The organism is Spirosoma knui (assembly GCF_054780635.1).
The window spans coordinates 581,202-604,911 of the sequence record NZ_BAAGVY010000002.1; the positions used below are offsets into that span (position 1 = coordinate 581,202).

20 protein-coding genes and 1 other RNA gene are annotated in these 23,710 nt (G+C 51.8%); 13 read left to right on the top strand and 8 right to left on the bottom strand.

Going from position 1 to position 23,710, the window contains the following annotated elements; genetic code table 11:
- Positions 1-57 precede the first annotated feature (57 nt).
- The 6 genes from ACYVIY_RS07160 to rnpB all read left to right on the top strand — a co-directional run bounded on the left by ACYVIY_RS07160 (position 58) and on the right by rnpB (position 7,575).
- Positions 58-1,209, top strand: coding sequence for a hypothetical protein (locus tag ACYVIY_RS07160; RefSeq protein WP_460975618.1), 1,152 nt, complete (start codon positions 58-60; stop codon positions 1,207-1,209).
- Between the two features lie 141 nt (positions 1,210-1,350).
- Entirely contained in the window at positions 1,351-2,097 is a 747-nt protein-coding gene (gene fabG / locus ACYVIY_RS07165; RefSeq protein WP_460975619.1) for a 3-oxoacyl-[acyl-carrier-protein] reductase, read from the top strand.
- A gap of 84 nt (positions 2,098-2,181) precedes the next feature.
- A complete protein-coding gene (locus ACYVIY_RS07170; protein ID WP_460975620.1) occupies positions 2,182-4,311 on the top strand; it encodes a VWA domain-containing protein in 2,130 nt (709 codons plus the stop codon).
- 280 nt (positions 4,312-4,591) lie between these two features.
- Positions 4,592-5,623, top strand: coding sequence for a Smr/MutS family protein (locus ACYVIY_RS07175; RefSeq protein WP_460975621.1), 1,032 nt, complete (start codon positions 4,592-4,594; stop codon positions 5,621-5,623).
- Positions 5,624-5,636: 13 nt separating this feature from the next.
- Complete coding sequence (locus ACYVIY_RS07180) at positions 5,637-7,028, top strand: DUF4403 family protein (RefSeq protein WP_460975622.1); 1,392 nt, start codon at positions 5,637-5,639, stop codon at positions 7,026-7,028.
- Positions 7,029-7,108: 80 nt separating this feature from the next.
- An RNA gene (gene rnpB, locus ACYVIY_RS07185) (RNase P RNA component class A) lies at positions 7,109-7,575 on the top strand.
- 170 nt (positions 7,576-7,745) lie between these two features.
- Here rnpB and ACYVIY_RS07190 read toward each other — a convergent pair.
- Complete coding sequence (locus tag ACYVIY_RS07190; protein ID WP_460975623.1) at positions 7,746-8,873, bottom strand: FAD-dependent oxidoreductase; 1,128 nt, start codon at positions 8,871-8,873, stop codon at positions 7,746-7,748.
- A gap of 63 nt (positions 8,874-8,936) precedes the next feature.
- Positions 8,937-9,701, bottom strand: coding sequence for a DUF6597 domain-containing transcriptional factor (locus ACYVIY_RS07195; protein ID WP_460975624.1), 765 nt, complete (start codon positions 9,699-9,701; stop codon positions 8,937-8,939).
- A gap of 439 nt (positions 9,702-10,140) precedes the next feature.
- Here ACYVIY_RS07195 and ACYVIY_RS07200 point away from each other — a divergent pair, with 439 nt between their 5' ends.
- The 3 genes from ACYVIY_RS07200 (at position 10,141) to trmD (ending at position 12,024) form a co-directional block, all read left to right on the top strand.
- The gene (locus tag ACYVIY_RS07200; RefSeq protein ID WP_460975625.1) at positions 10,141-10,701 is read left to right on the top strand and encodes a 30S ribosomal protein S16; all 561 of its coding nucleotides are present in this window, start codon (positions 10,141-10,143) and stop codon (positions 10,699-10,701) included.
- A gap of 71 nt (positions 10,702-10,772) precedes the next feature.
- The gene (gene rimM, locus ACYVIY_RS07205) at positions 10,773-11,360 is read left to right on the top strand and encodes a ribosome maturation factor RimM (protein ID WP_460975626.1); all 588 of its coding nucleotides are present in this window, start codon (positions 10,773-10,775) and stop codon (positions 11,358-11,360) included.
- Positions 11,350-12,024 carry a tRNA (guanosine(37)-N1)-methyltransferase TrmD gene (gene trmD / locus ACYVIY_RS07210; RefSeq protein WP_460975627.1) on the top strand — a complete coding sequence of 225 codons (675 nt, stop codon included), beginning with the start codon at positions 11,350-11,352 and terminating at the stop codon, positions 12,022-12,024. The genes rimM and trmD overlap by 11 nt, the downstream gene beginning before the upstream one ends.
- Here the strand turns inward: trmD and ACYVIY_RS07215 are convergent, their stop codons facing one another.
- Positions 12,025-14,073 carry a PAS domain-containing protein gene (locus ACYVIY_RS07215; RefSeq protein ID WP_460975628.1) on the bottom strand — a complete coding sequence of 683 codons (2,049 nt, stop codon included), beginning with the start codon at positions 14,071-14,073 and terminating at the stop codon, positions 12,025-12,027.
- 178 nt (positions 14,074-14,251) lie between these two features.
- Here ACYVIY_RS07215 and ACYVIY_RS07220 point away from each other — a divergent pair, with 178 nt between their 5' ends.
- A complete protein-coding gene (locus tag ACYVIY_RS07220) occupies positions 14,252-14,650 on the top strand; it encodes a response regulator (protein ID WP_460975629.1) in 399 nt (132 codons plus the stop codon).
- 1 nt (position 14,651) lies between these two features.
- Here ACYVIY_RS07220 and ACYVIY_RS07225 read toward each other — a convergent pair whose 3' ends face one another.
- The 3 genes from ACYVIY_RS07225 to ACYVIY_RS07235 all read right to left on the bottom strand — a co-directional run bounded on the left by ACYVIY_RS07225 (position 14,652) and on the right by ACYVIY_RS07235 (position 18,553).
- A complete protein-coding gene (locus ACYVIY_RS07225; protein ID WP_460975630.1) occupies positions 14,652-16,877 on the bottom strand; it encodes a transglycosylase domain-containing protein in 2,226 nt (741 codons plus the stop codon).
- A gap of 103 nt (positions 16,878-16,980) precedes the next feature.
- Entirely contained in the window at positions 16,981-17,433 is a 453-nt protein-coding gene (locus ACYVIY_RS07230; RefSeq protein ID WP_460975631.1) for a GNAT family N-acetyltransferase, read from the bottom strand.
- Between the two features lie 70 nt (positions 17,434-17,503).
- Positions 17,504-18,553, bottom strand: a complete 1,050-nt coding sequence (locus tag ACYVIY_RS07235; protein WP_460975632.1) for an RluA family pseudouridine synthase — start codon at positions 18,551-18,553, stop codon at positions 17,504-17,506.
- Positions 18,554-18,663: 110 nt separating this feature from the next.
- On the opposite strand from ACYVIY_RS07235, the gene ACYVIY_RS07240 reads away from it, so the two are divergent.
- From ACYVIY_RS07240 to ACYVIY_RS07250, 3 genes are all read left to right on the top strand, one after another.
- A complete protein-coding gene (locus ACYVIY_RS07240) occupies positions 18,664-19,566 on the top strand; it encodes a 1-aminocyclopropane-1-carboxylate deaminase/D-cysteine desulfhydrase (RefSeq protein WP_460975922.1) in 903 nt (300 codons plus the stop codon).
- A gap of 111 nt (positions 19,567-19,677) precedes the next feature.
- Positions 19,678-20,955 carry an acyl-CoA dehydrogenase family protein gene (locus tag ACYVIY_RS07245; protein WP_460975633.1) on the top strand — a complete coding sequence of 426 codons (1,278 nt, stop codon included), beginning with the start codon at positions 19,678-19,680 and terminating at the stop codon, positions 20,953-20,955.
- Between the two features lie 145 nt (positions 20,956-21,100).
- A complete protein-coding gene (locus ACYVIY_RS07250) occupies positions 21,101-22,171 on the top strand; it encodes a phosphotransferase family protein (protein ID WP_460975634.1) in 1,071 nt (356 codons plus the stop codon).
- 5 nt (positions 22,172-22,176) lie between these two features.
- Here the strand turns inward: ACYVIY_RS07250 and ACYVIY_RS07255 are convergent, their stop codons facing one another.
- Together ACYVIY_RS07255 and ACYVIY_RS07260 are read right to left on the bottom strand one after the other, a co-directional pair.
- Complete coding sequence (locus ACYVIY_RS07255) at positions 22,177-23,127, bottom strand: L-threonylcarbamoyladenylate synthase (protein ID WP_460975635.1); 951 nt, start codon at positions 23,125-23,127, stop codon at positions 22,177-22,179.
- Between the two features lie 86 nt (positions 23,128-23,213).
- Positions 23,214-23,681: an FKBP-type peptidyl-prolyl cis-trans isomerase gene (locus ACYVIY_RS07260; protein ID WP_460975636.1), complete on the bottom strand. Its 468-nt coding sequence runs from the start codon at positions 23,679-23,681 to the stop codon at positions 23,214-23,216.
- Between the last annotated feature and the right edge of the window lie 29 nt (positions 23,682-23,710).

The following is a 23,710-nucleotide window of genomic DNA, read 5'->3' on the forward strand; positions in this document are numbered from 1 at the left end:
GTGTGAAGTAACTTCCTATCCAGACGTGTATAATTGCCGTAATTTTTAATCAACACAATGAAAAAATACGTACTGATAGTGATTGGGCTGTTTTTAGCTAGCGCTGGTTGGGCACAAACTGAAAAAAGCAATGGCATTATTAGCGGCACTGTTTCTGTAGATTACTCGAAAGCGAATAATAGTAACCGCTCAATTGCACCCGGTCTCAACCTTACGGCCGGACATTTTTTTGCCAATAATTGGTTAATGGGGCTGTCGACAACGGTCAATACAACGTTTTTGAAAACAAAACCTGCTGGCTTACCTGGTGAGCCTTTCATCAATAACAGCACTGTCAGGTCGTCCATTACTCCCTTCGTTCGTCGGTATTGGCGGTTCGATCCGGTTCACTTTTTCGCCGGGGCCGGGCTTACCATCGGTGTGACGGGGTCGCGGCAAACCGACTTGGTCTCTAATGATGGACAACCCGTTTTTGTCCAGCAGCGCTTAACTGGTGTCTCAGTTGATCCTTATTTTGAGGGAGGACTAAATTACTTGCTGACGAATCGACTGGGGTTGCAACTCGTAGCCAGTACTACATCAATTCCGTTTAGAGTAGCTGGAGTGAATGTCGGATTAGTGTACTGGACAGGCCCCGGCCGACGAGCTAGTGTACCACGTGAGCAAGCCAATCCACAAACAGACAAAGGACGCTGGTTGCTGGAAGGTAGTTTCTCGGTTTCCAGCCAAACAACTAAACAAGATCAAACCAGTCCTAGAACAAGTGTGCGTCTGGCCAATACTACGTACGCCCTAAATCCTTCAGTCGGATTCTTTGTCAAAAAGAATAGCCTGCTGGGTATCAGTGTACCCGTATCAATCGGTACATATAAAACGGAGCCCGGTGGTCAATCAGTCACGAACTGGAACATAGGCATATCGCCTTATTACCAGCGCTACTGGTCTTCGACGCGTCTAACACCCTACACCCGAGTGAGTGCCAATTATACGCTGGTGTCGTTTACTACCATTGATGAGAAAGTCAACAACTTTGGCGCTGGACTTAATTTAGGGCTGGCGTACATGGCCGGGCAACGGTTCATCGTCGAAACCTCGCTGGCTAACGTATCGTTTAATTATATGAAAGGAGGCCCGATTAATGATGCCTGGAGTGCCAACATTACGGCGGAACTAACGGGTAATTTTGCCGTCCGTTACGCCTTTAAGTAAGGCTAGGCCACCTTGCCGTTTCCGGGCAAAGCCTTATTTTTGGCCCTGTTGATAACTAAGTTAGAGAAAGCGTACCCAGCAGTAGTACTGGCGTATTATTCTTTGTACTTATGTTATCCTTTGTTCATTATCTAATCAAAAATGGATTTACTGAAAGGAAAAGTTGCGCTGATTACCGGCGCGTCGCGCGGGATTGGACGGGCCATGGCTCAGAAGTTTGCGCAGGAGGGGGCCGCAGTGGCGTTTACGTATCTATCGAGTGTTGAAAAAGGCCAGGCCCTGGAAGAAGAACTGCGGGCGTTTGGCGGTCAGGTAAAAGGCTACCGGTCGGATGCGTCAGACCATAAAGCGGCCGAAGAACTGATTAATCAGGTAATCACTGACTTCGGTAAGCTGGACGTATTGATCAACAATGCGGGTATTACAAAAGATGGCCTGTTAATGCGGATGTCGGAAGAACAATGGGATACCGTTATTAACGTTAACTTAAAGTCGGTCTTTAACCTCACAAAGGCGGCTATCAAGCCGATGATGAAGGCGAAAGCAGGGTCAATCATAAACCTTACTTCGGTCGTTGGGATTCGGGGTAACGCAGGGCAGGCCAATTATGCAGCGTCAAAAGCCGGTATAATTGGATTTACCAAGTCGGTAGCCCTTGAGTTAGGATCGCGTAACGTCCGGTCCAACGCCATTGCCCCCGGATTTATTGAGACTGAAATGACCGGTGAAATAAACGAAAAAGCCGTTGAAGAATGGAAGCAGCAGATCCCAATGAAACGGGGTGGCCAACCCGATGAGGTTGCCGATTGTGCCGTTTTTCTGGCTTCCGACCTTTCCCGCTACATTACCGGTCAGGTACTGCAGGTAGATGGCGGTATGTTAACGTAATAATTTTGATTTATGGTTTGGGTTACGAGGTACGGTGGAAATACGTGCGTCAGTAAATCGTAAGTCGCCTATCGCACTTCGTACATGAATGTTACTTTTCAATCCTCGCCTTGGTGGATTCTGGTGTGCCTGCTGGTAGGGGCCGTCTATGCGTTTGCCATGTATCAGCCGCTTCCGAAGTTAGTCGGCGGGGCTACCGTAGGCGGATTTGACCGGCGTACTACGTATGGGCTGGCTGCTCTGCGATTTATCATTGTAAGCCTGCTCTGCTTTCTGCTGTTGAATCCGCTCATTCGCAGCCTGCGTACCTTCACTGAAAAGCCCAAGGTTGTTCTGGCGGTCGACAACTCCGAGTCGGTAGCAGCCGCAGGTCGGCCTGCTCTGAACCGGACGTTGGCGGGCTTGCAGCAGATTCGGCAGCAGCTTGTCGATAAAGGATTGGACGTTTCGGTACGTACGCTCAGTGACACCGTTACCGAGGCTGATCTGACGCAGATTCCGTTTACCCGGCGCACCACCGACTTATCGGGACTGCTATCCAGTATCCGCTCCGACTATGAAGGCCGAAACCTAACTGACGTCGTGCTGGTATCGGACGGGATTTTTAATCAGGGACTTTCGCCTACGTTTGGTCAATACCCCTTTGCCGTGCAAACGGTGGGACTGGGCGATACGATTCCGAAGCGGGACATTCAACTGAAAGGCATCACGGTGAACCGCATCGCTTACCTGGGTAATCAGTTTCCGGTGCAGGCTGAAGTGGTCAGCAACGGATTCCAGGGCAAAACGGCTACGGTGGTGCTGCGGCAGAATGGCAAAGAACTCGGTCGGCAGTCCGTAAGCTTTGGGCGGAACGATACGTTTAACCAGCTAACATTCCAGGCAACGGCCACCCAGAAAGGCGTTCAGCATTACGTCGTTGAGGTGTTGCCACAGCCGGGCGAATTCAGTACCCGTAACAACCGGCAGGATGTTTACCTCGATGTGATCGATGGCAAAGAGAAGGTCTTACTGTTAGCCTTATCGCCCCATCCTGACCTAAAAGCGTTACGTAGTATTCTGGAAAAGAACCAGAACTATGAACTGGACATTCGTATCCTAACGGGTACGCCGACCGAGGCAACCGCATCGGCGGACCGTACACCGGCCGATAAAACGTATGATCTGATTATTCTGCATCAGATTCCCGACAACGGTGGGGTAGGCAATGCCATGATTCAGCGGTATCTGGCCAAAAACACGCCCGTTCTGTTTGTATTGGGTAATCAGTCGTCGCTGGGGCCGTTCAATACGTCGAATTCGGTGATGCAGGTAACGGCTCAGCCCAATCAGAGTGATAAGGTAACGGGCGTGTTTAATCCGGAATTCCGGCAACTTAACCTGGACCAGGAGCGGCTTGCCCTGCTGGCCAAGCTGCCACCAATGCTGGTTCCTTATGGCGAGTTTCGGCTACAGCCGGGCAGCGAAGTGGTGCTGTGGCAGCAGGTGGGTACTGTGCGTACGACCAAGCCGTTGCTAGCTTTGAACATAGCAGGCCCCCGTAAAACCGCCGTACTGGCGGGCGAAGGTCTTTGGGGCTGGCGACTCGAAGAGTATGCTCTGACCGATAAGCAGGACGTAGTCGATGAGTTGGTTCAGAAAGTCATTCAGCTTATATCGGTGAAAGAAGACCGGCGTAAACTGCGGGTGTATCCAATCCGGAATGAGTTCGTGGCCGGGGAGAAGGTCATATTCGAAACCGAGCTGTATAACGACATCTATGAGCGGGTGTACGATAAGCCAGTTCGCCTTGAAATCAGCGATGAAAAAGGCCTGACCCGAACATATAATTACATGCCCACGACCACGAACAGCCGCTTCGAAATTAGTCGGCTACCCGAAGGGGCTTACCGGTTCCGGGCCAGCGTTACGGTTAACAACCGGGCCGAACAGTCGGCTGGTCAGTTTGTAGTGCGCGATCTGCAAATCGAAGCCCTGAACACAACGGCCGACCACGGTTTGCTCCGGCAACTGGCTCAACAAACGGGTGGTCAGTTTTACGGACCAAATCGTGTGGATGAGTTAGTGCGTAACCTGACCAGTCAAACCCGTCCCGCCCGTCTGACGAGCAACGAAGAAATGAACGAGATTATCAACTGGCGGTGGCTGTTCTTTGTCGTGCTGACCATGGCGGCAATTGAGTGGGGCCTGCGTAAATTCTACGGCGGCTACTAGGTTGGCTGATCGCTGGCTCCTGCTGGCTTGTCTGTTACGTTATCTATGGGCAAATCCGTTTGAGGATTTGCCCATATTTTTTGAGAGCGTACCGGAATTCGGAGACTACCTTTTATGACAACGTTACGTTGATCAGGCCTTTACCAGTTCTTAACTACAGAAAGTCTGTTGATGATTTTGGCTACGTAGCGCTTTTAGGCAGTCAAATTGTACTTTTGAGAAATCGAAATGCGTTGACTTCGTGTTGTACTATACAATCTAATTGATTTATTGACTACGTATGAATATTGGCGATCGAGTTCGGTTGTTGCGGGCTAAGGAGCAAGGAGTGATTACCCGCTTCTTGGCCGGAAACATGATAGAAATAGAAATAGAAGACGGCTTTCGGATTCCCGTTATGCAATCGGAGCTGGTACCGGTTTCACCGTTAGAGGCTGAGCGGTTACTGAAAACCAGCGCTTACGCCCCGCAGAAGCCAGCGGCAACCCCAACGCAGTCGATCCTGTCGAACCAGGGTATTTACCTGGCTTTCGTGCCGGTAAACGACCGCGAATACACGCTGCATCTGGTGAATAACACCGACTGGGAATTCCCGTACGTATTGGGTGAAGAATCGGCCGCGGCAGGAGGGGGCGTGCAGTTCATCGGATTGCAAAGCGGGGTGCTCAAACCCAAGTCACAGCAAAAAACGAATGAGCTCTACGCCCACGCCAAATTTGAAGACTGGCCAACGTTTGTGGTGCAGGGCTTGTGGTTCAGGTCTGGAAAGGCATCGCTGCGGCAACCTTTAGTGAAGCGGTTTAAAGCGCGGGCCGCTACGTTCTTCAAGAACAAGACGTCGGTGCCGGTTCTCAACCAGCCCGGCTTCATGACGCAACTGGATGGCGAAGCGATGGATCCGTCGCAGGCGACTAGCCCTTCCAGCAATCGGTCGGCGCAATCCCGGCCGACTACGATACGTCCTGAAGACTTGAAAGCCGAAATGCTGAAGCCTAAAGCCGAAGCGACTGCCTTATCGGTGGAGCGACCATCGGCGGTGGTGGATCTGCACATTGAGGCTTTGCTGCCCAAGGGGACCGCGAACCGGAACCCGGCTGATCTCCTGAAGCTTCAACTCGATACGTTTGAAAAAGCGCTGGAGAACGCCATTGCGACCGGCATGAACGACATTACGTTTATTCACGGCATTGGCAGTGGGGCCTTGCGGACGGAGTTGCACAAACGTCTGGGGCAGCATCCAAACGTACGGTTTTTTGAAGACGCGCAGAAACAAAAATTTGGCTATGGTGCCACCAAGGTTACGATTAAATAGGGGTTCTTGGTTTGTGTTCTCTTTTTGGGTAGTTATGCTGGCAGGTTGTCAGTCATCTACCAGCCGAATCAATCCGAAGGCACCCAAAGAAACCTATTCTACCTCTGAAATGGAAGTCCGTAACGAACGTTTTCTGTCTACCGCCCATGTGCCCGTAGCCATTGCCCTGAGTGATGTGGAGCGGCAAATTAACGCGCAGATCAACGGGCTTATTTACGAGGACAATAGCCTGGAAGATAACAATCGGGATAATTTCATGGCGAAAGTCTGGAAGCGCGGTACCATTCTGGTCAGCGCCGAAGACAGTCTGTTTCAGTTTACGGTTCCGCTAAAAATATGGGCGAAAGCAGGAATATCGGTTCTGGGCCTTACGCAGTATAAAGAAACCGAGTTCGAGATCGACCTGCGGTTTAAAACCAGATTCGACCTCGACAAAGACTGGTCCGTAAGTACGCAGACGCAGGCCGATGGCTACGGGTGGGTTCGTCGGCCCACGGTGAGTGTGGTTGGCGTAAATATTCCCATTACAAGTTTTGTCAGTCGGATGATTGATAAAAACATGGGCACCATTACCAAAGCCATCGACCAGCAGGTACGTCGTAACGTAGACCTGAAAACGCCCGTCCTGAAAGCCTGGAATACACTTCGGGAGCCGTATCTGATCTCGGAAAAATACCGCACCTACTTACAGGTAGTACCCAAGCGGGTGTTGATCACTCCGCTGCGCTTTGAAGGGCGGTTTATTCGTTCGACTATCGGTATCGAGGGCTATACGCTTACCACTACCGGAGCCAAACCGGATGTACGTCCGGCGGTATCGCTGCCTGATCTGACGGTTGTTTCGAAAGTAAACGATAATTTTCAGATTGGTCTGTTGAGTGAAGCTACGTATCCGGAGGCTGCGAAACTGGCTGCTGAAGAGTTCGTTGGTAAGACGTTCAAATTCAACAATGACCGCTATGCGATTACGATCACGAACATGGACCTGTACGGTCAGAACGACAACCTGATTATTAAGGCGGGGTTGAAAGGCACGATCAGTGGCGATATTTACCTGCGTGGGCGTCCGTATTACGACGCTAAAGACCAGACCATTTCGCTCAAAGACCTAACCTACGATCTGGATACGAAAAATATTTTGCAACGATCAGCTAGCTGGCTCTTGCAGGGTACGTTTGCCCGAACGCTCGAAAAGCAATTGTCTATTCCGGTTGGTTCGCAACTGGCCGATATGCAAAAATTGTTGCAGGATCGGCTTAAGAATAATCAGGTGGCGAAGGGAATCGTTGTAAATGGACGTATCGACGAGATTAAGCCCGACCAGGTGTATTTGACGCCCACGGCGTTGCTAGCCGTTGTGAATGCCCGTGGTCGTATTGATGTGAAGGTTGACGGCCTACAGTAAGAAACGGTTATGGATCGTCATTAGGAGGCATAACGTTGCCGACGGTACCGCCTAAATGTGTACTTTTGTCGTCCCTAACTAGCTCAGGCTGGCTTATCGCGTCCGAGACATCGGGCGAGGAAAGTCCGGGCAGCGCAGAGCACCTTACTTCCTAACGGGAAGGCAGTCGATTGGCGACGATCGGCTGACAGACAGGGCAACAGAAAACATACCGCCAAAATTATTTAGTGAATGAGCGATTGAGCGAATTGGCAGCAAAACTGAATATATTCGCTCAATCACTCATTCACTGATTAAGAAGGTAAGGGCGAACCGGTGGGGTAAGAGCCCACCGCTCGTTGGGTGACCAACGGGGCACGGCAACCCTTAAGGGCTGAAAGACCAAATAAGCGTCGGACGCGCGGCTGCTCGTCGCCAGCGGTCCACCAGGGCCAACACCGACGCGGGTAGGTCGAACGAGGTGTCGGGTGACCGGCATCCCAGATAAATGATAAGCCAGTCAGCATCTGCTGATGGACAGAACCCGGCTTATAGGTCTGGATTAGATAGGGGCTTTTTAGGTATGGAGTTATAAACCAGCTTTTTGAACCAGCAACGATTGAGTGCTGCTGGTTCAAAAAGCTGGTTTTCGTTTAAGAGTGGTGTGGGTGGCAAAACGCTTTTCATCGGCAGCGTTTTGAAGTTATTAGAATTGCCTTCTACGTAGTGACTGCGTGGCTACTCAATAAATTGAAGAAACGAAAAGTCGGGACGAAGCATCTGTATTTCATTCTGGCTTGTTTCAAGTTGGGCTTCGGTGGCATAAACGATCATTTTTTGTTCGTAATCGTCGATGGCCGCTTCGAGCGTCCCAAATTCTCCGTTAGTCAGATTATCGGTTAAAATTAAGGTGTCCAGCAGTCCGATATTCGCACCCTGGCCGGCGAAAGGGGGCATTACGTGTGCAGCATCTCCGATCAGCGTTATAGGTAGCGGCCGGTTCGTTTTCCAGGGGAAAACCAACGGTAATCTTCTGGTCGGCAACCCAACGAAAAAAGAGGTTGCCTGGAATAATTGTCTGTAGCAATCATGCCAGTCTAAAAATCTATTCGAAAGAAACGTACTAATGCTGTCCGTATCCTGGAAGTTTAGGCTGGTCTCCTGACTCCATTCTGCTGGCTTTTTGAATATTACGTTGTAACTCAATACGTTGTTTCTTGGACTCGCTACCAGTAGATTGCCCCGGCTGGCTGCCATTAATATGGTGTTGTTACAGAACTGGTAGAACTCCGGACATGTTGATTCGGGTTGAGCGACTTCACCTTGTATGATATACGTACCCGTATACTCAATTTCGGCATCCGTTACGTATCGTCTCGCTTTCGACATGCCGCCGTTAGCCCCGATCACAAAATCGGCACTTGCGTCCGGTTGATCGTCAAAATGCAACACCCACACGCCATGCTGCTCCTCAAGCCCTGCAAACTTTCTGTTCCAGACAACCGTATCGCTGGTTAAGCTGTCCAGCAGTATCTTTCTAAGGTCGTTTCGGTTGATTTCCGGAGCGTCGTATTGCTCTTCCGGTGTTGGTATCTGAGAAAATAAGATGTTGCCTTGTTCATCCGCTACGGTTCTTCCCATGGGTATCGCCAGGGCGTAATACCGTTCCAGCAGTCCTGCTGCGTTCAGGGCGTCTTGTCCAGAACCTTTATGCAAATCGAGCGTGCCACCCCAAACTCGGGTTTGCGCGTCTTTGTCTCGTTCGTAAACTCGTACATCGATCCCCTTTTGCTGTAATAGTCTGGCCATGGTCAGACCAACGGGGCCTGCACCGATGATGGCTACTCTTTTGTTGTTCAATAACATGATTTTGCATTATAAATTGACGATGCAAAATTGATGGGGAGGTTAGACAGGAAATAGTAAAAATCAGCCGTTTAAAGGAGGGAGGTTTTTGATAGCCACCAGGTCGATGAAGTGGCCATCTGTATTCTTGCTCAGCTCTTTTGGCGTAACGCCAGCGTATTTCTTGATTTCTTTGATGAAATGGTTCTGGTCGGTGAAATTCTGTTCAGGAAAAAGCCTGCCTTCGCTGATGTGTTTGAACGATGCCGCGAAACGGAGAATGGTGCAATAGGATTTAAGCGAAAGCCCAAACTGTTGATTGAAGTACCGATTCATTTGCCGACTACTCCAGGACGCGTTTTTGGATAGTTCGGCTACCGGTATTGAGCCATGAGAGGCATAAAGAAGATCGAATAATTTCTTCTTCCGGTTATCAATATGCTCCGTTGTAATGGTTTGTATTCGTTTGGTGGCCTTCGTTAAAAAGGTTTCCAGACTGCTCACATCGCCTGCTTCAAATTGCCAGAAATCATTTGTAAGACTTCTTCCTTCGTTCAAGACATCGTTAACCGAATCGCCCAGCAAGTATTCTACAGCCAATAATTTCAGTCCTATGGAAAACATAGTTGTGTTGGCTGCAATGGTAACCTGGCCAGGTACCGTATCAATACCTCTCAGCGACAGTTCCCAATATTCAGAATTTACGCTCATCAGCACCAGATCAACCATTCCATTCGGCAGCAGAGTTGCCGATACATCTTTGCCAGTCTTGTTTTCCAGAAACCAGAAGCTGTGAAGAAAATGCGAAATCGACGGATCAGGTAGCGCTGATTGAATTGTGAGCCTCATTTTACTGCACTTGCTTAAAGAAAGGATATGGATCGACTACAAATGATGGTTCCTTTTCAGTAGGTCTCTGCCAAGTTTTGAACGATTATTCTTCTCTTTCCACCTGTTCGTTAACTATTTGAAACGGGTTTTGTGAGGGCACAAATCTCATTAATACAGGTGCTAGGGGGACATGCGGCAGTATTAGGAGAGAAGGCGACACGTATTGAACGTTCTACGTGGTAGGTAAAGGTATTTCCTCTGCACGAAAGTAAATAAATGCGCCTTGCATCAGGCCGAAAACCCTCTTTAAGGGCGTTCGTGACTGATTGCTTTGAACGCCACTTTTCGGACGAAGACAAAAACTGTAAATCAGTAGGGAAGCCTCAACTATTTTTCGTACCTTTGCGGCCACGTTTTACAGGGGGGATGCGTCCCTCATCAAAACTTACAAGCACAAATGGCTGTTAAAATTCGTTTAGCGCGTCGTGGACGCAAGAAGATGGCGATGTACGACATCGTAGTGGCAGAATCAACCTCTCCACGCGATGGCCGGTTTATCGAGAAAATCGGTACGTACAACCCCAACACCGACCCTTCGACGGTCGCCCTGAAGTCGGACCGGGCTGTTTACTGGCTCATGGTTGGCGCTCAGCCGACAGACACCGCTCGTTCGGTATTGTCGCACGAAGGCGTAATGTATCGTAAACACCTGCAGGTAGGTGTGAACAAAGGTGCCATCACCCAGGATCAGGCTGATGAGAAATACAATACCTGGAAAGAAGACAAAGAGAACCGCAAAGCGGGTGCTGCCGAAACCAAGTCGCAAACTAAAGAGCAGAGCCGTGCGGCTCGCCTGGAGGCTGAGCGTAAGGTGAACGAAGCCCGCGCTGAGGCTATCGCCAAGAAAAACAAAGTAGAAGAGCCTGTTGCTGAAGCTCCTGCAGAAGAAGCGCCAGCTGCTGAAGAAGCACCCGCAACCGAAGAGACTCCTGCAACGGATGCTCCGGCTGCGGAATAGTTTTCTGCTTAAATCTGTTACTAAAGAGCCTGTTCGACTTTGGACAGGCTCTTTTTATACCTATTACTACTGTGACAAAAGACGATTGTTATCAAGTTGGCCATATCACCAAAACTCACGGTGTCAGCGGAGAACTGGTGCTTTTCTTAGATGTCGATAATGCCTCCGAGTACGCTGATCTGGAGTCCGTTCTCCTGGAGGTAAAAGGAGAGTTGATCCCCTATTTCATCGAGTCCATCGCTATTGTGAAGGGGAGCCGGGCCATTATTGCTTTCGAGGATGTGGATACCATTGAACAGGCCGAACGACTGATCAACTGTGGCGCATATCTGCCGCTGGACGAACTGGAACCCATCACGGACGAGACTCGCTTCTATTTCCACGAAATCGTCGGCTACCAGGTTGTCGACGCCGAAGCGGGTGAGCTGGGGGTTGTACGGGGCGTATACGCGATGAACGCGCAGGATCTGATCGCAATGGATTACCAGGGTAAAGAAGTGTTGATTCCGATCAACAGCGACATCGTCCGGACGGTGGACCGGGCTAATCAGAAGTTGAACGTAGCGCTGCCCGAAGGTTTGCTGGCCATTTATATGGAAGACGACGGTAAGGCAAAGCCAGAGATCGACGGAGACGTTGACGATACCGATGAGGATTGATATTATCACCTGCCTGCCCCGGCTGCTGGACAGTTTTTTCAGCCATTCCATTCTGCAACGAGCGCAAACGGGCGGTTACGTAGAAGTGGTGGTGCATGATCTGCGCGATTATACCACCGATAAGCACCGGCGGGTCGATGACTATGCCTTCGGTGGTGGAGCCGGTATGGTTATGCAAATTGAGCCGATCGCCCGCTGCATCCGCTCGCTCCAAGACGCTCGTACCTACGACGAGGTCATTTATATGACCCCCGACGGCGCGCGTTTAAATCAGCAAACCGCAAATGCGTTGTCACTACGTCAAAACCTGATTATTCTCTGTGGGCACTACAAAGGCATCGACGAGCGGGCGCGGGAACTATTTGTGACGAAAGAAATCAGCATTGGTGATTACGTATTGTCGGGCGGGGAACTAGCTGCCGCGGTGCTGTCGGACGCCATTATTCGATTGTTGCCGGGTGTTCTCAATGACGAGACATCGGCCCTGACCGACTCCTTTCAGGATAACTTACTGGCCCCACCGGTTTACACGCGCCCGGCTGAGTTTGAAGGCCATCGCGTGCCCGATATTTTACTGTCGGGGCACGAAGCTAAAATTGATGAGTGGCGGCACGAACAGGCACTGGAGCGGACCCGCCTACGTCGTCCCGATCTGCTGACCTGATTATTCCTGCTTCAGGGGTAACGTAACGGTGAACGTTGCCCCTACATTGGGCGTACCTTCCGCCCGAATAAATCCCTGGTGATTTTCGATAATCTTTTTGCAGATCGCCAGACCTATACCGGTGCCCCGGTACCGCCCACCATGCAAGCGTTGGAACAGACCAAAAATCTTTTCCTGATACGTTTTGTCGAAGCCGATGCCATTATCCGCTACCTGAATACAAACGTACTTGTCAGGACGAACCGGTATCAGGCTGGCTTCAGGGTCTGAAAGAGGGGCCTGCTGAATGGCAATCACCGGCATCCGATCGGCACTGTGAAATTTCAGGGCGTTGCTGAGCAGGTTCTGAAAAAGCTGACGGATCTGTCCGGTATTTGCTTCGATGGTGGGCAATGGGCCAACGTTGATGGTCGCCCCGCGTTCCCGAATGGTAATCTCCAGGTCGTCGAGGGTACTGCTAATCACAGCGTTTAGATCCGTTTCGGTATAGAACATGGCCTGGTTCGACAACTTCGACAGATTCAATACGTCGTCGACTAGATCCTGCATGCGGTTGGAGGTGCTGATCATGCGATTAAAATAGTCGCGCTCGGTGGGCGTCAGCTTTTCGTCAGCTGTTGAACGCAGCAGGTTGCCGAACATCTGGATCTTGCGCAGCGGCTCTTTCAAGTCATGGCTGGCTACCGAAGCAAACTGCATCAGATCGAAGTTCGAGCGTTCGAGTCGGTTATTGGCCAGACTCAGCTCTTCCGTGCGCTCTGACACACGCGATTCCAGCAGCTCGGCCAATCGTTTCTGATCGTCAATGTCGGTGGCCGACCCGAACCATTTGGTTATGTTACCATTGGCATCCCGAATGGGCGTGGCTCTTCCCAGAAACCAGCGATACGTACCGGGGTTACGCCGATCGTGAAACCGGTATTCAACCGCAAAAGGCTCCCCCGTCTTTATGCAGTGGTACCAGGCTTCGGCAGACCGCTTGCGATCGTCCGGGTGCAGTATAAACGACCAATCCTGACCTCCGGCTTTCTGTTCTAAACCTGAAAACTCATACCACTGCTGGTTGTAATAATCCGATTGCCCGTCGGGTCGGGCAGTCCACACAATTTGCGGCATCAGGTTGGCTAACTCCCGAAAATGCGTTTCGCTTTCTTCCAGCTTTTTCCGGGCTTCTACCTGTTCAGTAATCTCGTTGGTAATGACGACAACGCCCGAAATATCACCGTCGAGGCCACGTAATGCCTGATATACGACATTGAAATAAACGGTTTGTACCTGGTCGTTACGAGTCAGATTGGCTGACTGTTCATAGGCGTAAATGGGTTCTCCAGTGCGTAAAACGGAGCCGAGCAACTCCTCATAGCCCTGGCCTTTCGCGTCGGGCACCGCTTCAAAAAAAGGTTTTCCTATTACTTCTTCGGCCTTACGTTTCCACAGCTTTAAATGAGCCGCATTGGCTAGTTCGATAATGTGCGCTGGGCCCCGAAAGATGGCAATGGCTACGGGAATCTGGGCGAGGAGGTTATACAACTGCCGTTCCGATTCACCAGCGCGCTGGAGCGCACGGACCGTTTGGGTCGTTTCGGTAACGGAAACAAGAATGCCCTGTATCTGTCCGGCTTCATCGCGCAGGGGCGTGTAGGAGAACGTAAAATAACAGTCTTCGGAGATGCCATTGCGATTGAGATTAACCAGCATATCCTGTGCTCCGAACGGCTGGCCTTCTAAAACGCGGTTCAGTATAGGTTCGAGCCGGTCCCACATTTCGGCAAATGTATCTTTTGCGCTATTGCCCAGAGCGACCGGATGCTTCTCCGTACCTAGAATTTGCCGAAACCTATCGTTATAAATTTGGGTGAAATCCGGCCCCCAGACCATATACATGCTTAAGTCGCTGTCCAGCATCAGTTGAACGGCCAGACGCAGGCACAGGGGCCACGTCTCAATGGAACCAAGGGTAGTCTGCGACCAGTCGGTTGCCCGAATAAGGTCGCCCATTTCACCACCGTTCAGTAACAGGTTATTGGGGTAGGTTCGTGAGGTTTGCATAGGCTGCAACGGTGAAAGAACCTGGTTAAAATGCTTACTAACCAAATGTACAAACTTCGCTTTAATCTTCGTCGGAGGTAGCATCTGCTAACCCAGAACTAGATAGCAGATTTGTCTCTAAACCAGTAGGATAGTATGAAATCTATTCTCTATTTTTGGATGACGGCTAACCATCAGAATGAAGGACGATATACGTATTCTTTTGATAGAAGATGACCAGGACGATGTGGATCTGTTCCGCTACGCCCTGTCCTCGAATGCCCTATCGTGTCAGCTCGATGTGATTATGGAAGGGGATATGGTCGCGCCGTATCTGCGAACGTGTACGCTCCTGCCCGATGTTATCGTCATGGATCTCAACCTACCCCGCGTCCACGGACGCGAGGTGTTGAAACTGATTAAAACTACGGATGTATTCAGGACTATTCCGTTGGTCGTCTTAACGACTTCATCGGCCCTCGATGATCAGCTTTACTGTCTGAAACTGGGGGCTAACCACTTTATTACTAAACCCACAACGATTCACGGATTCGAGGCTGCGATTACCGCGATAACCAGCCTGGTTGCCGCTCAGTGATTTAACCACCCGTGCCGTTTGTCTCCCTCAGACGTTCTTCTTCCCGTTCGCGCCGTTTGCGTTCGCGTCGCTCCTGGCGCAGCTGCCGACGCGTTTTCACGGTATCGGTCGGAGCGATTTCGCCGGTTGCCGGGTCAAAGGTCCGACGGTCGGGCTGAACCGCCGGTTGATCCTCCGTCCGGCTATTGTCCCGGTTGCCTTTAAACAAACGCCGGAAGAAATTGCTGATGCCAGCCGCTTCATCCGTTTCTTCGGCATCGCCATTAATCGGGTCTGTTAACAGACTGTCGGTCTGAAAAAGCGAATCCACCGGGGCTACCTGCCGACGGAGCCCTTCGCGCAGCCGAACGCTGTAGAAACCGTACGCTCCGGAATCGGGCGCAGTCAGGCCACGTCGGGCCATAATACGGCCGATAAGCCGAAAATAACCCCGAACGTTACGTGCCTGTAGCGATCCATCGGGCAAAAACCAGTCGAGGGCCGCTTTCGGACGTGGCACAACAAAGGCCAGGAAGATGCTTTCACCAAGGGTAAGGTAAGCCGGACTTTTGCCAAAATAATAGCGCGAAGCCTCGCCAATACCGTAAATGTTACGTCCCCATTCAATGATGTTCAGATACACTTCATACATCCGCTCTTTCGGGACGATGTGCTGATTCTCGATAAGCCAGACGATCAGAATCTCTTCAATCTTGCGGGAGAGCGTTTTGTTGCGGCTTAAGAAAGCATTCTTCACCAACTGCATGGACACAGTACTCGCCCCGCGCTTAAATGACTTTTCCTTAAAGTTTGTCGCGATGGATACCCGGAACGCTTTTTCGTTAAAGCCTTTGTGGGTGAAGAAGTTATAATCTTCGGACGTCAGCAACGCATTCCGTAAATCCGGCGCAATCTGGTTGATGGGCGTATAATCCGGATTCTCGGGACCGACAATAATCTGACGGACAGGCTTTCCTTTTTCGTACGGTGTATACACGAAAGGCTTGTTGATCGAGCCGAAATCGGTACGTCCCATTTTCAGGATGCGAAACCCGTCGGAGGTTAGTCCAGAGTTAAACTTCACCGAGTCGGGAAGGGATGTATCCAGTTGAAAGGACAGATCGTACTTCAGTTTTCCGGCAACCTGCATACCTTCCAGCGACTCAAACAAGCCCTGCGGAAACGAGTTGAACAATGCCTGCGCGTCGAGTGGGTCCGTATGCAACTGAACCTCGTAAGCCTTACTCGGCGACAACGTATATTTCACGAACGGGCGGGCACTCACCTCGCCCAGCCGTAACGTAGAGGAACTGTCGACGCCAACGTAGTTCTCGCCCACAAATACATTGGCATCCATCGCGGCCTGTTGCACCAGTACGTCAGTGCGGGCAATGGCCGGATGATTGACGCGTAGATTGCGTACCGACCCGGCTCCCTCAAGTCGAAACTCACCGCCCCTCCGGTCCACGTCGTGCAACTCAGCCCGCAACGTATCGGCCTGGAGTTTGAGGTTGTACTTTTTCTGGATGTAAGGCAGTTCCAGCGGTTTTCCGTCGGCGTATAAAGCCAGATTGTATTCGCGGTCGCCGGGGTCAGCGGTACCCGTTACGTGCCAGGTGGCCTGATTCTGATTGAGTTTCAGCGTCGACGTTACGTCCTCGTCTTTGATTAAGGCGGTCTGGGTCAACAAGCTTATGGTGTCGTTATTGTCCATAGCCCGAAATTCCAGATTGCGAACGTTCAGGTCGTCGGGAATTTTGGATAGCAGATTATCGATCAGGTTTTCAGCGACGTCGGCCAGGTCAGTGCGCCGTTTAGTCGTTGTTGCGGTCGAATCGCGTCGCTTCCGGCGCAGCAGAAAATCGATATTCGTCAACGAATCGCGCTTCACCACCTGAATCAGCCCATTGTCGAGCGTCAGCCCTTGGAGAGCTACTTTCCCCATCAGCAGCGGCCAGAACCGAACGCTGACTTCGGCCTGTTGAATACGGGCCAGACTGTCGCGATCCTGGGGAACAACGGATATGTCTGAAAAAGCCAGCGCGTTAAAGCCAGTAAATTTTGCGGAGCCGATGCGCACATTCAGATCATAGTCGCGTTTGGCTTTACGTATGGCGCGCTCTAGGGCAGTTTGCAGCAGGCTTTCGCGCTTCGAATACGCAATCCCCGCCCCAACCAGGGCTAGTAAAAAAAGACTTAACGATACCCAGCCGGCAATCCGGAGAGCTTTACGTTGACGATACGTCATGCTGAATTTTAATTCGGAAGCGCAAAGATAGAGTTTTTGAGAATAGGGCACCGGCCGCAGACAGCGGGTTTTGCGGTAACCCCAGCGTGTTCTTATCCTGCTGCTAAAAGTCCAGGTGACAATTGGTCCAGCCATCGTCGAAGCGAGTGCCGAACTGTTGGTAGAAGCCGATGGCGGGCTGGTTCCAGTCCAGAACCTGCCACATCATGCCCGTGCATTTGGTTTCCTGGGCCATGTCGATGGTCGCATCCAGCAACAGTTTACCAATGCCATAGCCCCGAAAATCTTCCGTCACAATGATGTCTTCCAGGTACAGCCGTTTTCCTTTCCAGGTCGAATACCGAAAATAATACAGCGACAGCCCAACAATCTTCTGGCTATCGGAGTCTTCGGCGACGAGCATGCCGAACAACGGGTTGGGTCCAAACCCATCTTCGGCCATTTGTTCGGCGGTGTTGGAGACCTGATCAGCCGCTTTTTCGTAGACGGCCAGTTCGGTAACTAAGCCAAAGGCCTGCGGAATATCGGCTCGGGTGCCGGGGCGGATGGAAATCATAGTAGGAGGAATGGTTAGCAGGAACGCAAAATTGGGTAAAGGCAACTATATAATGGGCAAGCCAACTAGTTTACGGTTCAAGATTATCGGACAGCGGCCCACTGAATTTGCGCCATTTGTCTACTACCGCCTGAAGGTCATCGGGCAGGGCCGAATCGAATTGAAGCCACTGATGCGTGCGCGGATGCATGAAACCCAGTGACTTCGCGTGCAGGGCCTGACGTGGTAGGAGCTTAAACGCATTTTCGACGAAGGCTTTGTAACTGCCAACGGGATTGCCACGCAGCACACGATCGCCACCGTACATGGCGTCATTGAACAACGGGTGACCAATGTGCTTCAGATGCGCACGAATCTGGTGCGTTCGGCCAGTTTCCAGATTGCACTGAACGAGCGCTACGTAGCGCATATTTTCAAGGGTTTTGTAATGCGTAACGGCCCATTTACCTTTGGTTTCGTCGTCGTAGATGGTCTGCACTTTCCGGTCTCTCACCGACCGGCCAATGTAACCGGTGATGGTGCCATCGACCGGATTCGGCACCCCCCAGACCAGGGCATTGTAGGTACGTTCGATGCTATGTTCGAAGAACTGGCGGGCCAGGTGGGTCATAGCGTACTCCGTTTTGGCAATCACCATCAGACCCGAGGTATCCTTATCGATTCGATGCACCAGCCCCGGCCGGATTTCGCCGTTACGTGAAGTCGGCAGATTCTGAAAATGATACACTAGGGCGTTTACTAACGTACCGTCCCAGTTCCCGTGCGCGGGGTGGACGACCATTCCTGCGGGCTTATTGAGTACCAGCAGCTCGTCGTCTTCAAAAACAATGGTCAGTGGTATGTTTTCGGGCTTGATATCGGTGTCGCGGGGTGGGTGCGGCAGCGAAACTGTAATAACGTCCGACGGCTTGATTTTGTAGCTTGCTTTCGTAATCTTTCCGTTCACCCGCACGGAGTCAACATCAATGGCGGCCTGAATTTTGGTGCGCGTCGCGTTTTGCAGCCGATCCATCAGAAATCGGTCGATCCGCAACAGGCTTTGGCCTTTATCCACCACAATGCGGTGGTGTTCGTATAATTCGTCGTCCTCTTCGGAGCTAACTTCGTGTTCGTCCGTCACTATCGTTGTCGAGTTTGGGCAAGCCGGTCGTCGGATGAACCAACAAGGGTTGACTCCGGTTACGTATCGCTGGCTATTTTTGCCTGATGCCAAGCCACGAAGATACGCAGATGACCGAAATAAACCGGCTACTTACCCGCTTCGACGCTGAATCGCCCCTTCAGTACCTCGATGAGCCATTTGCGGAGTCGGTGCCTATTCGCCTGTATCTGAAACGGGACGATCTGCTTCATCCGCAGATTTCGGGAAACAAATGGCGTAAACTGAAGTACAATCTGCTGGCGGCTAAAGCAGAGGGGTATGCTACGTTGCTGACCTTTGGCGGGGCTTATTCAACGCATTTGTATGCGACGGCTGCGGCTGGTCAGACCTTCGGTTTTCAAACGATTGGCGTCGTGCGGGGTGATGAATTAGCCCAGGTACCCCGCAATGCTACCTTAGCCTTCTGTGAAGCGTGCGGAATGCAGCTCGTTTTCGTCAGCCGAACGGATTATAAGCAGAAAGACGAGTGGGCGTTTCTGGCGGAACTAACGCATCGGTTTGGGCCCTGTTACGTCCTGCCCGAAGGCGGAACCAACGCGCTGGCTATTCAGGGAACGGCCGAAATTATGCCCGAAATTATAAGCCAACTCGGGCGCGCACTCGATTACGTTTGCTGCGCGGTTGGCACAGGCGGAACCGTGCTTGGACTCGCCCAGACCGCTCCGGTAGCCACAACCGTTCTAGGATTTTTAGCGCTAAATGCGCGCGATTTCCAGTTACCGCTACCAGCTCCCAATGTTCAACTAGTGTCTGAATATGCGTTTGGTGGATATGCCAAAACAACGCCCAATTTGCTGGCGTTCATCCGCGGGTTTGAGCAAAAAACAGGGGTACGTATTGAGCAGGTCTATACCGGGAAGATGCTGTATGGTATCTATGACCTCGCTCGGCAGGGTTTCTTTCCCGACGGGGCTACCGTTGTTGCCGTGCATACGGGTGGTTTACAGGGTAGAAGTAAAGCGCTGGATTAGCGCTTCGAATGCGGACTCTCTAACCAAAAAAGCCTTACCTTGGACTAGAATTGTGCATTCAATCAACCAGGGTGAACGCTGGTTGTTATGTTTATAGATTGCTAGTATGACATGGAAACGATATTTACCACCGAACGCGTACGCCCGTTGATTGCCCGCGTTCGGGAGTTTGTGGAGACCGAATTGATTCCACTTGAACAAGGCTTTTCGCACCATAAACTTGGCGAGCTGATTCCGGTGCTCGATCAGAAGCGGGATAAAGTTAAGGAAGCAGGCTTATGGGGACTGCACCTTGCTAAAGAAGACGGTGGACATGGGCTGACGCTTACGGAATTTGGGCAGATCAGCGAAGTATTAGCGTATTCGCCGTTTTTCGGGCATTACGTATTTGGCTGTCAGGCACCTGATATTGGCAACACGGAACTGCTCCATCGGTTCGCGTCCGACGAACTAAAGGCGCGTTACTTGAAGCCGCTGATGGCGGGTGAAATTCGCTCGTGTTTTTCCATGACAGAGCCCGAATTCGCGGGTTCTAATCCCACACGTATGGCAACGACGGCCGTGCGCGTCGGAGATGAATACGTCATCAACGGCCGTAAATGGTTTACATCCTCGGCCGATGGCGCTGCCTTTGCCATTGCGATGGTGGTGACTAATCCGGATGCGGCTTTGCACCAGCGGGCCAGCATGATCGTTGTGCCGACCGATACGCCCGGCTTTAGCATTGAGCGGAACATTCCCATCTTCGGCGAAGTCGGCGAGGGCTGGTTCAGTCACGCTGAGGTTACGTACACCGATTGCCGGGTACCGGTTTCTAACGTAATCGGGGGCGAAGGCATGGGCTTTCGACTGGCGCAGGAGCGGCTGGGGCCGGGCCGGATTCACCACTGTATGCGCTGGATTGGCAACGCCGAACGCGCCCTGGATCTGATGTGCCAGCGAGCGGCTACGCGCGAAATTGAAGACGGCGTGATGCTGGGCGAAAAGCAGTTCATTCAGGATTTCATCGCCGAGAGCCGGGCCGAAATTGACGCCAGTCGCCTATACGTACTGAATACGGCCCACCAGATCGATACGGTCGGTGTGGCCAACGTACGCGATGCGGTATCGGCAATTAAGTTTTTTGTAGCAAACGCCTTTCTGCGGGTGCTGGATCGGGCGATTCAGGTCCATGGGGCGCTGGGCGTCACGGACGATACCATTCTGTCGGCGATGTATCGCCACGAGCGTGGGGCCCGAATCTGGGATGGGGCTGACGAGGTCCATAAGCAGAACTTGGCCGCCAGCATCTTAAAAAACTACGGGCTGGACGTAAAGAAAAAAGCCCGTCAGTTACAGGAACTCCGTCGACTAATAGCGGCCGAGCAGCGTGTGATTGATCAGGTGTAATGTAGAAGCTATTTAAGGTTCAGCAAAGAGCTATGAAATAAGATTGTTTCTGTCGCTACGTCCGGAATGACAGAAATAAAAGAAACATGAACAAGTGAACAGCTTCCTGAATTTGATCCTGTTTGCAGAATAGTCTCCTTGATGTATGATGTCTCCTGACGCTGCGCGCCCGGTCCAAATGGGTGAAGAACTTGATTTGATTACGCTTAATGCGTATTTGCACGAACACGCCCCCACTGTAGGCGTAATTCTGGACGTACAGCAGTTTCCGGGCGGATTTTCTAACCTGACCTATCTGCTCAAAACGGTCGATAACGAGTATGTACTTCGTCGGCCGCCGTTCGGGGCAAACATCAAAGGTGGGCACGATATGGGCCGTGAGTTTCGGGTGCTGTCCTTGCTCCAGGGGCATTACGACAGGATTCCGGTACCCATTGCGTACTGCGAAAACACGGACGTGCTGGGGGCGCCGTTCTACGTAATGGAACGCGTGTTGGGGATAATTCTGCGAGCATCGATGGCTCCGAAATTAAGCCTGTCGCCTGCACTGATGCGGCAATTGTCCGAAGCCCTAATTGATAATCTGGTTGCCATTCATGCTCTCGATACGCAATCGACTGGGTTGGTTCAGTTGGGTAAACCCGAAGGATACGTGCAGCGGCAGGTGGAGGGGTGGATAAAGCGGTACCGAACGGCTGAAACGGATGCAATTCCGGCTATGGATGCGGTGGGAAATTGGCTGCCGACTAACTACCCACAGCCGCAGCCCCCGGCTTTTTTGCACAACGATTACAAATACGATAATGTCGTGCTGGCTGCGGATGCTGACAGAATGCCCACGCCCGTAATAACCGGCGTACTCGACTGGGAAATGGCTACGGTCGGCGATCCGCTGATGGATTTGGGTGCTACGCTGGCGTATTGGTCAGAAGCTACCGACAGCCCAGCGTACAAGAACTTTAACCTGACCTGGCTCCCCGGCAATCTGACCCGGCAGGAGGTCGTGACGCGTTATGCCGATAAAAGCGGTCGTGACGTGTCGAATATTCTGTTTTACTACGTCTTCGGCTTATACAAAAATGCGGTGATTGCGCAGCAGATCTATGCGCGCTGGAAACAGGGTCATAGCCAGGACAGTCGATTTGGCCATCTCCTGCCCATGATTGTTGAATTGGCCAACAAAGCGGTGGCCTCAATTGAAACGGGTAAGGTGTAATCAATCTAGCGTGTACTGGCCCGACGTAGCCGGTCATTCATGGCCCAGCCCAGTCCCTGGTTGGGTAGCGTTTCCGCGTAAATAACATCCACGTCCAACCCGTCGAGGGCTCGCAGGGCTGCGAAGAGGTTTTTGGCGGCTTCGTTCAGGTCGCCGGTGGGGGAGAGCACGCGTTGATACGTACCGGTGATACCGCCAAACGGTTCGCGGAATGCGAGGGCTCCGATACGCTCGCCAACGGGGGCACTTTCGCCCATTGGCAGTAAGATAAGCGGCTTGCGTGGCGCGTAATGGCTGCTAAGCATACCCGGTGCTTTAGGGTTCGACGTAGAATGGCTGCGCACCGTGGCGGGTCCAATAAGGGCTTCGATCTGATCAAGGGCCATACCACCCAGGCGGTAAACAGTTGGCCGATCGTCTTCAAAGCCGACGATCGTTGACTCCAGACCAACCGCCGACGGGCCACCATCCAGAATGTACGGGACCTGCTCGCCAAGCTGATCGGCTACGTGCTGGGCCGTTGTCGGGCTGATGTAACCGAATGGATTCGCACTGGGGGCGGCCAGCGGAAAGTCCAGCGAACGGAGCAGATCAAGCGTTAAGGGATGATTGGGAATTCGAACCGCTACGTTCGGCAGTCCCGACGTAACCAGGTCCGGAATGAGTGCCTGTTTGGGTAATAGCAGCGTTAGCGGACCGGGCCAGAACGCTTCTGCCAGTTGACGCGCAGCTTCCGGAATAGTGGTAACAAACTGCGAAAGCTTGTCAACGGAATCGGTATGAACAATAAGCGGATCGAAGGAGGGGCGGTTTTTGACGCGAAAAATCGTGAGAACGGCGTCAGCATCGAGTGCGTTTGCGGCTAATCCGTATACAGTTTCGGTTGGTATACCAACCACGTTTCCTTGTTCCAGGAGCGCCTTTGCAGCCTGCCTGTCCTGACCAATCTGTGCCATAATCGTGGACCGCAAAGATACGGAGAAACAAGCAGGGCAGAAAAAAGCCTGCGTAGTTACGCAGGCTCATATAAAACAAGATCGGCTTAATGATGTCCACCAGGCCCATGTACGTGACCATGCGCCAGTTCGTCCGGCGTCGCGTCGCGCACTTCTATGACTTCGACGTCGAAGTGCAAATTCTGATCGGCCAGCGGGTGGTTGGCATCTACCGTTATCGTTTCGGGGCCGACGTTGGTTACGGTAATGACTTGCCCGTCGTTAGCCTGAAACTGCATACCCACTTCGATATTCTGACCACCGAACGCCTTACGGGGCACTTCTTCAACCAGTTGAGGGTCGCGTCGGCCGTATCCTTTCTCGGGCGTTACGTCCAATTGAAGTTTATCGCCTTTCGCGCGCCCTTCCAGTCCTTCCTCCATGCCAGGAATCAGGTTATTTTCTCCGTGCAGATAATAGAGCGGATCACGACCCTGACTTGAATCCAGCACGTTGCCATTGCTGTCGCGCAGGGTATAGTGGATAGCCGCTACTTTGTGTTTAGTGATGTTCATGACTGATTCTCGGTGCACTGCTTTGGTTA

What these genes read in the sequence shown, in the direction of transcription:
- ACYVIY_RS07160 (WP_460975618.1), top strand. Translation starts at nt 58, where the DNA reads ATGAAAAAATACGTACTGATAGTGATTGGGCTGTTTTTAGCTAGCGCT.
- fabG (WP_460975619.1), top strand. Translation starts at nt 1,351, where the DNA reads ATGGATTTACTGAAAGGAAAAGTTGCGCTGATTACCGGCGCGTCGCGC.
- ACYVIY_RS07170 (WP_460975620.1), top strand. Translation starts at nt 2,182, where the DNA reads ATGAATGTTACTTTTCAATCCTCGCCTTGGTGGATTCTGGTGTGCCTG.
- ACYVIY_RS07175 (WP_460975621.1), top strand. Translation starts at nt 4,592, where the DNA reads ATGAATATTGGCGATCGAGTTCGGTTGTTGCGGGCTAAGGAGCAAGGA.
- ACYVIY_RS07190 (WP_460975623.1), bottom strand. Translation starts at nt 8,873, where the DNA reads ATGTTATTGAACAACAAAAGAGTAGCCATCATCGGTGCAGGCCCCGTT.
- ACYVIY_RS07195 (WP_460975624.1), bottom strand. Translation starts at nt 9,701, where the DNA reads ATGAGGCTCACAATTCAATCAGCGCTACCTGATCCGTCGATTTCGCAT.
- ACYVIY_RS07200 (WP_460975625.1), top strand. Translation starts at nt 10,141, where the DNA reads ATGGCTGTTAAAATTCGTTTAGCGCGTCGTGGACGCAAGAAGATGGCG.
- trmD (WP_460975627.1), top strand. Translation starts at nt 11,350, where the DNA reads ATGAGGATTGATATTATCACCTGCCTGCCCCGGCTGCTGGACAGTTTT.
- ACYVIY_RS07215 (WP_460975628.1), bottom strand. Translation starts at nt 14,073, where the DNA reads ATGCAAACCTCACGAACCTACCCCAATAACCTGTTACTGAACGGTGGT.
- ACYVIY_RS07220 (WP_460975629.1), top strand. Translation starts at nt 14,252, where the DNA reads ATGAAGGACGATATACGTATTCTTTTGATAGAAGATGACCAGGACGAT.
- ACYVIY_RS07225 (WP_460975630.1), bottom strand. Translation starts at nt 16,877, where the DNA reads ATGACGTATCGTCAACGTAAAGCTCTCCGGATTGCCGGCTGGGTATCG.
- ACYVIY_RS07230 (WP_460975631.1), bottom strand. Translation starts at nt 17,433, where the DNA reads ATGATTTCCATCCGCCCCGGCACCCGAGCCGATATTCCGCAGGCCTTT.
- ACYVIY_RS07240 (WP_460975922.1), top strand. Translation starts at nt 18,664, where the DNA reads ATGACCGAAATAAACCGGCTACTTACCCGCTTCGACGCTGAATCGCCC.
- ACYVIY_RS07245 (WP_460975633.1), top strand. Translation starts at nt 19,678, where the DNA reads ATGGAAACGATATTTACCACCGAACGCGTACGCCCGTTGATTGCCCGC.
- ACYVIY_RS07250 (WP_460975634.1), top strand. Translation starts at nt 21,101, where the DNA reads ATGATGTCTCCTGACGCTGCGCGCCCGGTCCAAATGGGTGAAGAACTT.
- ACYVIY_RS07255 (WP_460975635.1), bottom strand. Translation starts at nt 23,127, where the DNA reads ATGGCACAGATTGGTCAGGACAGGCAGGCTGCAAAGGCGCTCCTGGAA.
- ACYVIY_RS07260 (WP_460975636.1), bottom strand. Translation starts at nt 23,681, where the DNA reads ATGAACATCACTAAACACAAAGTAGCGGCTATCCACTATACCCTGCGC.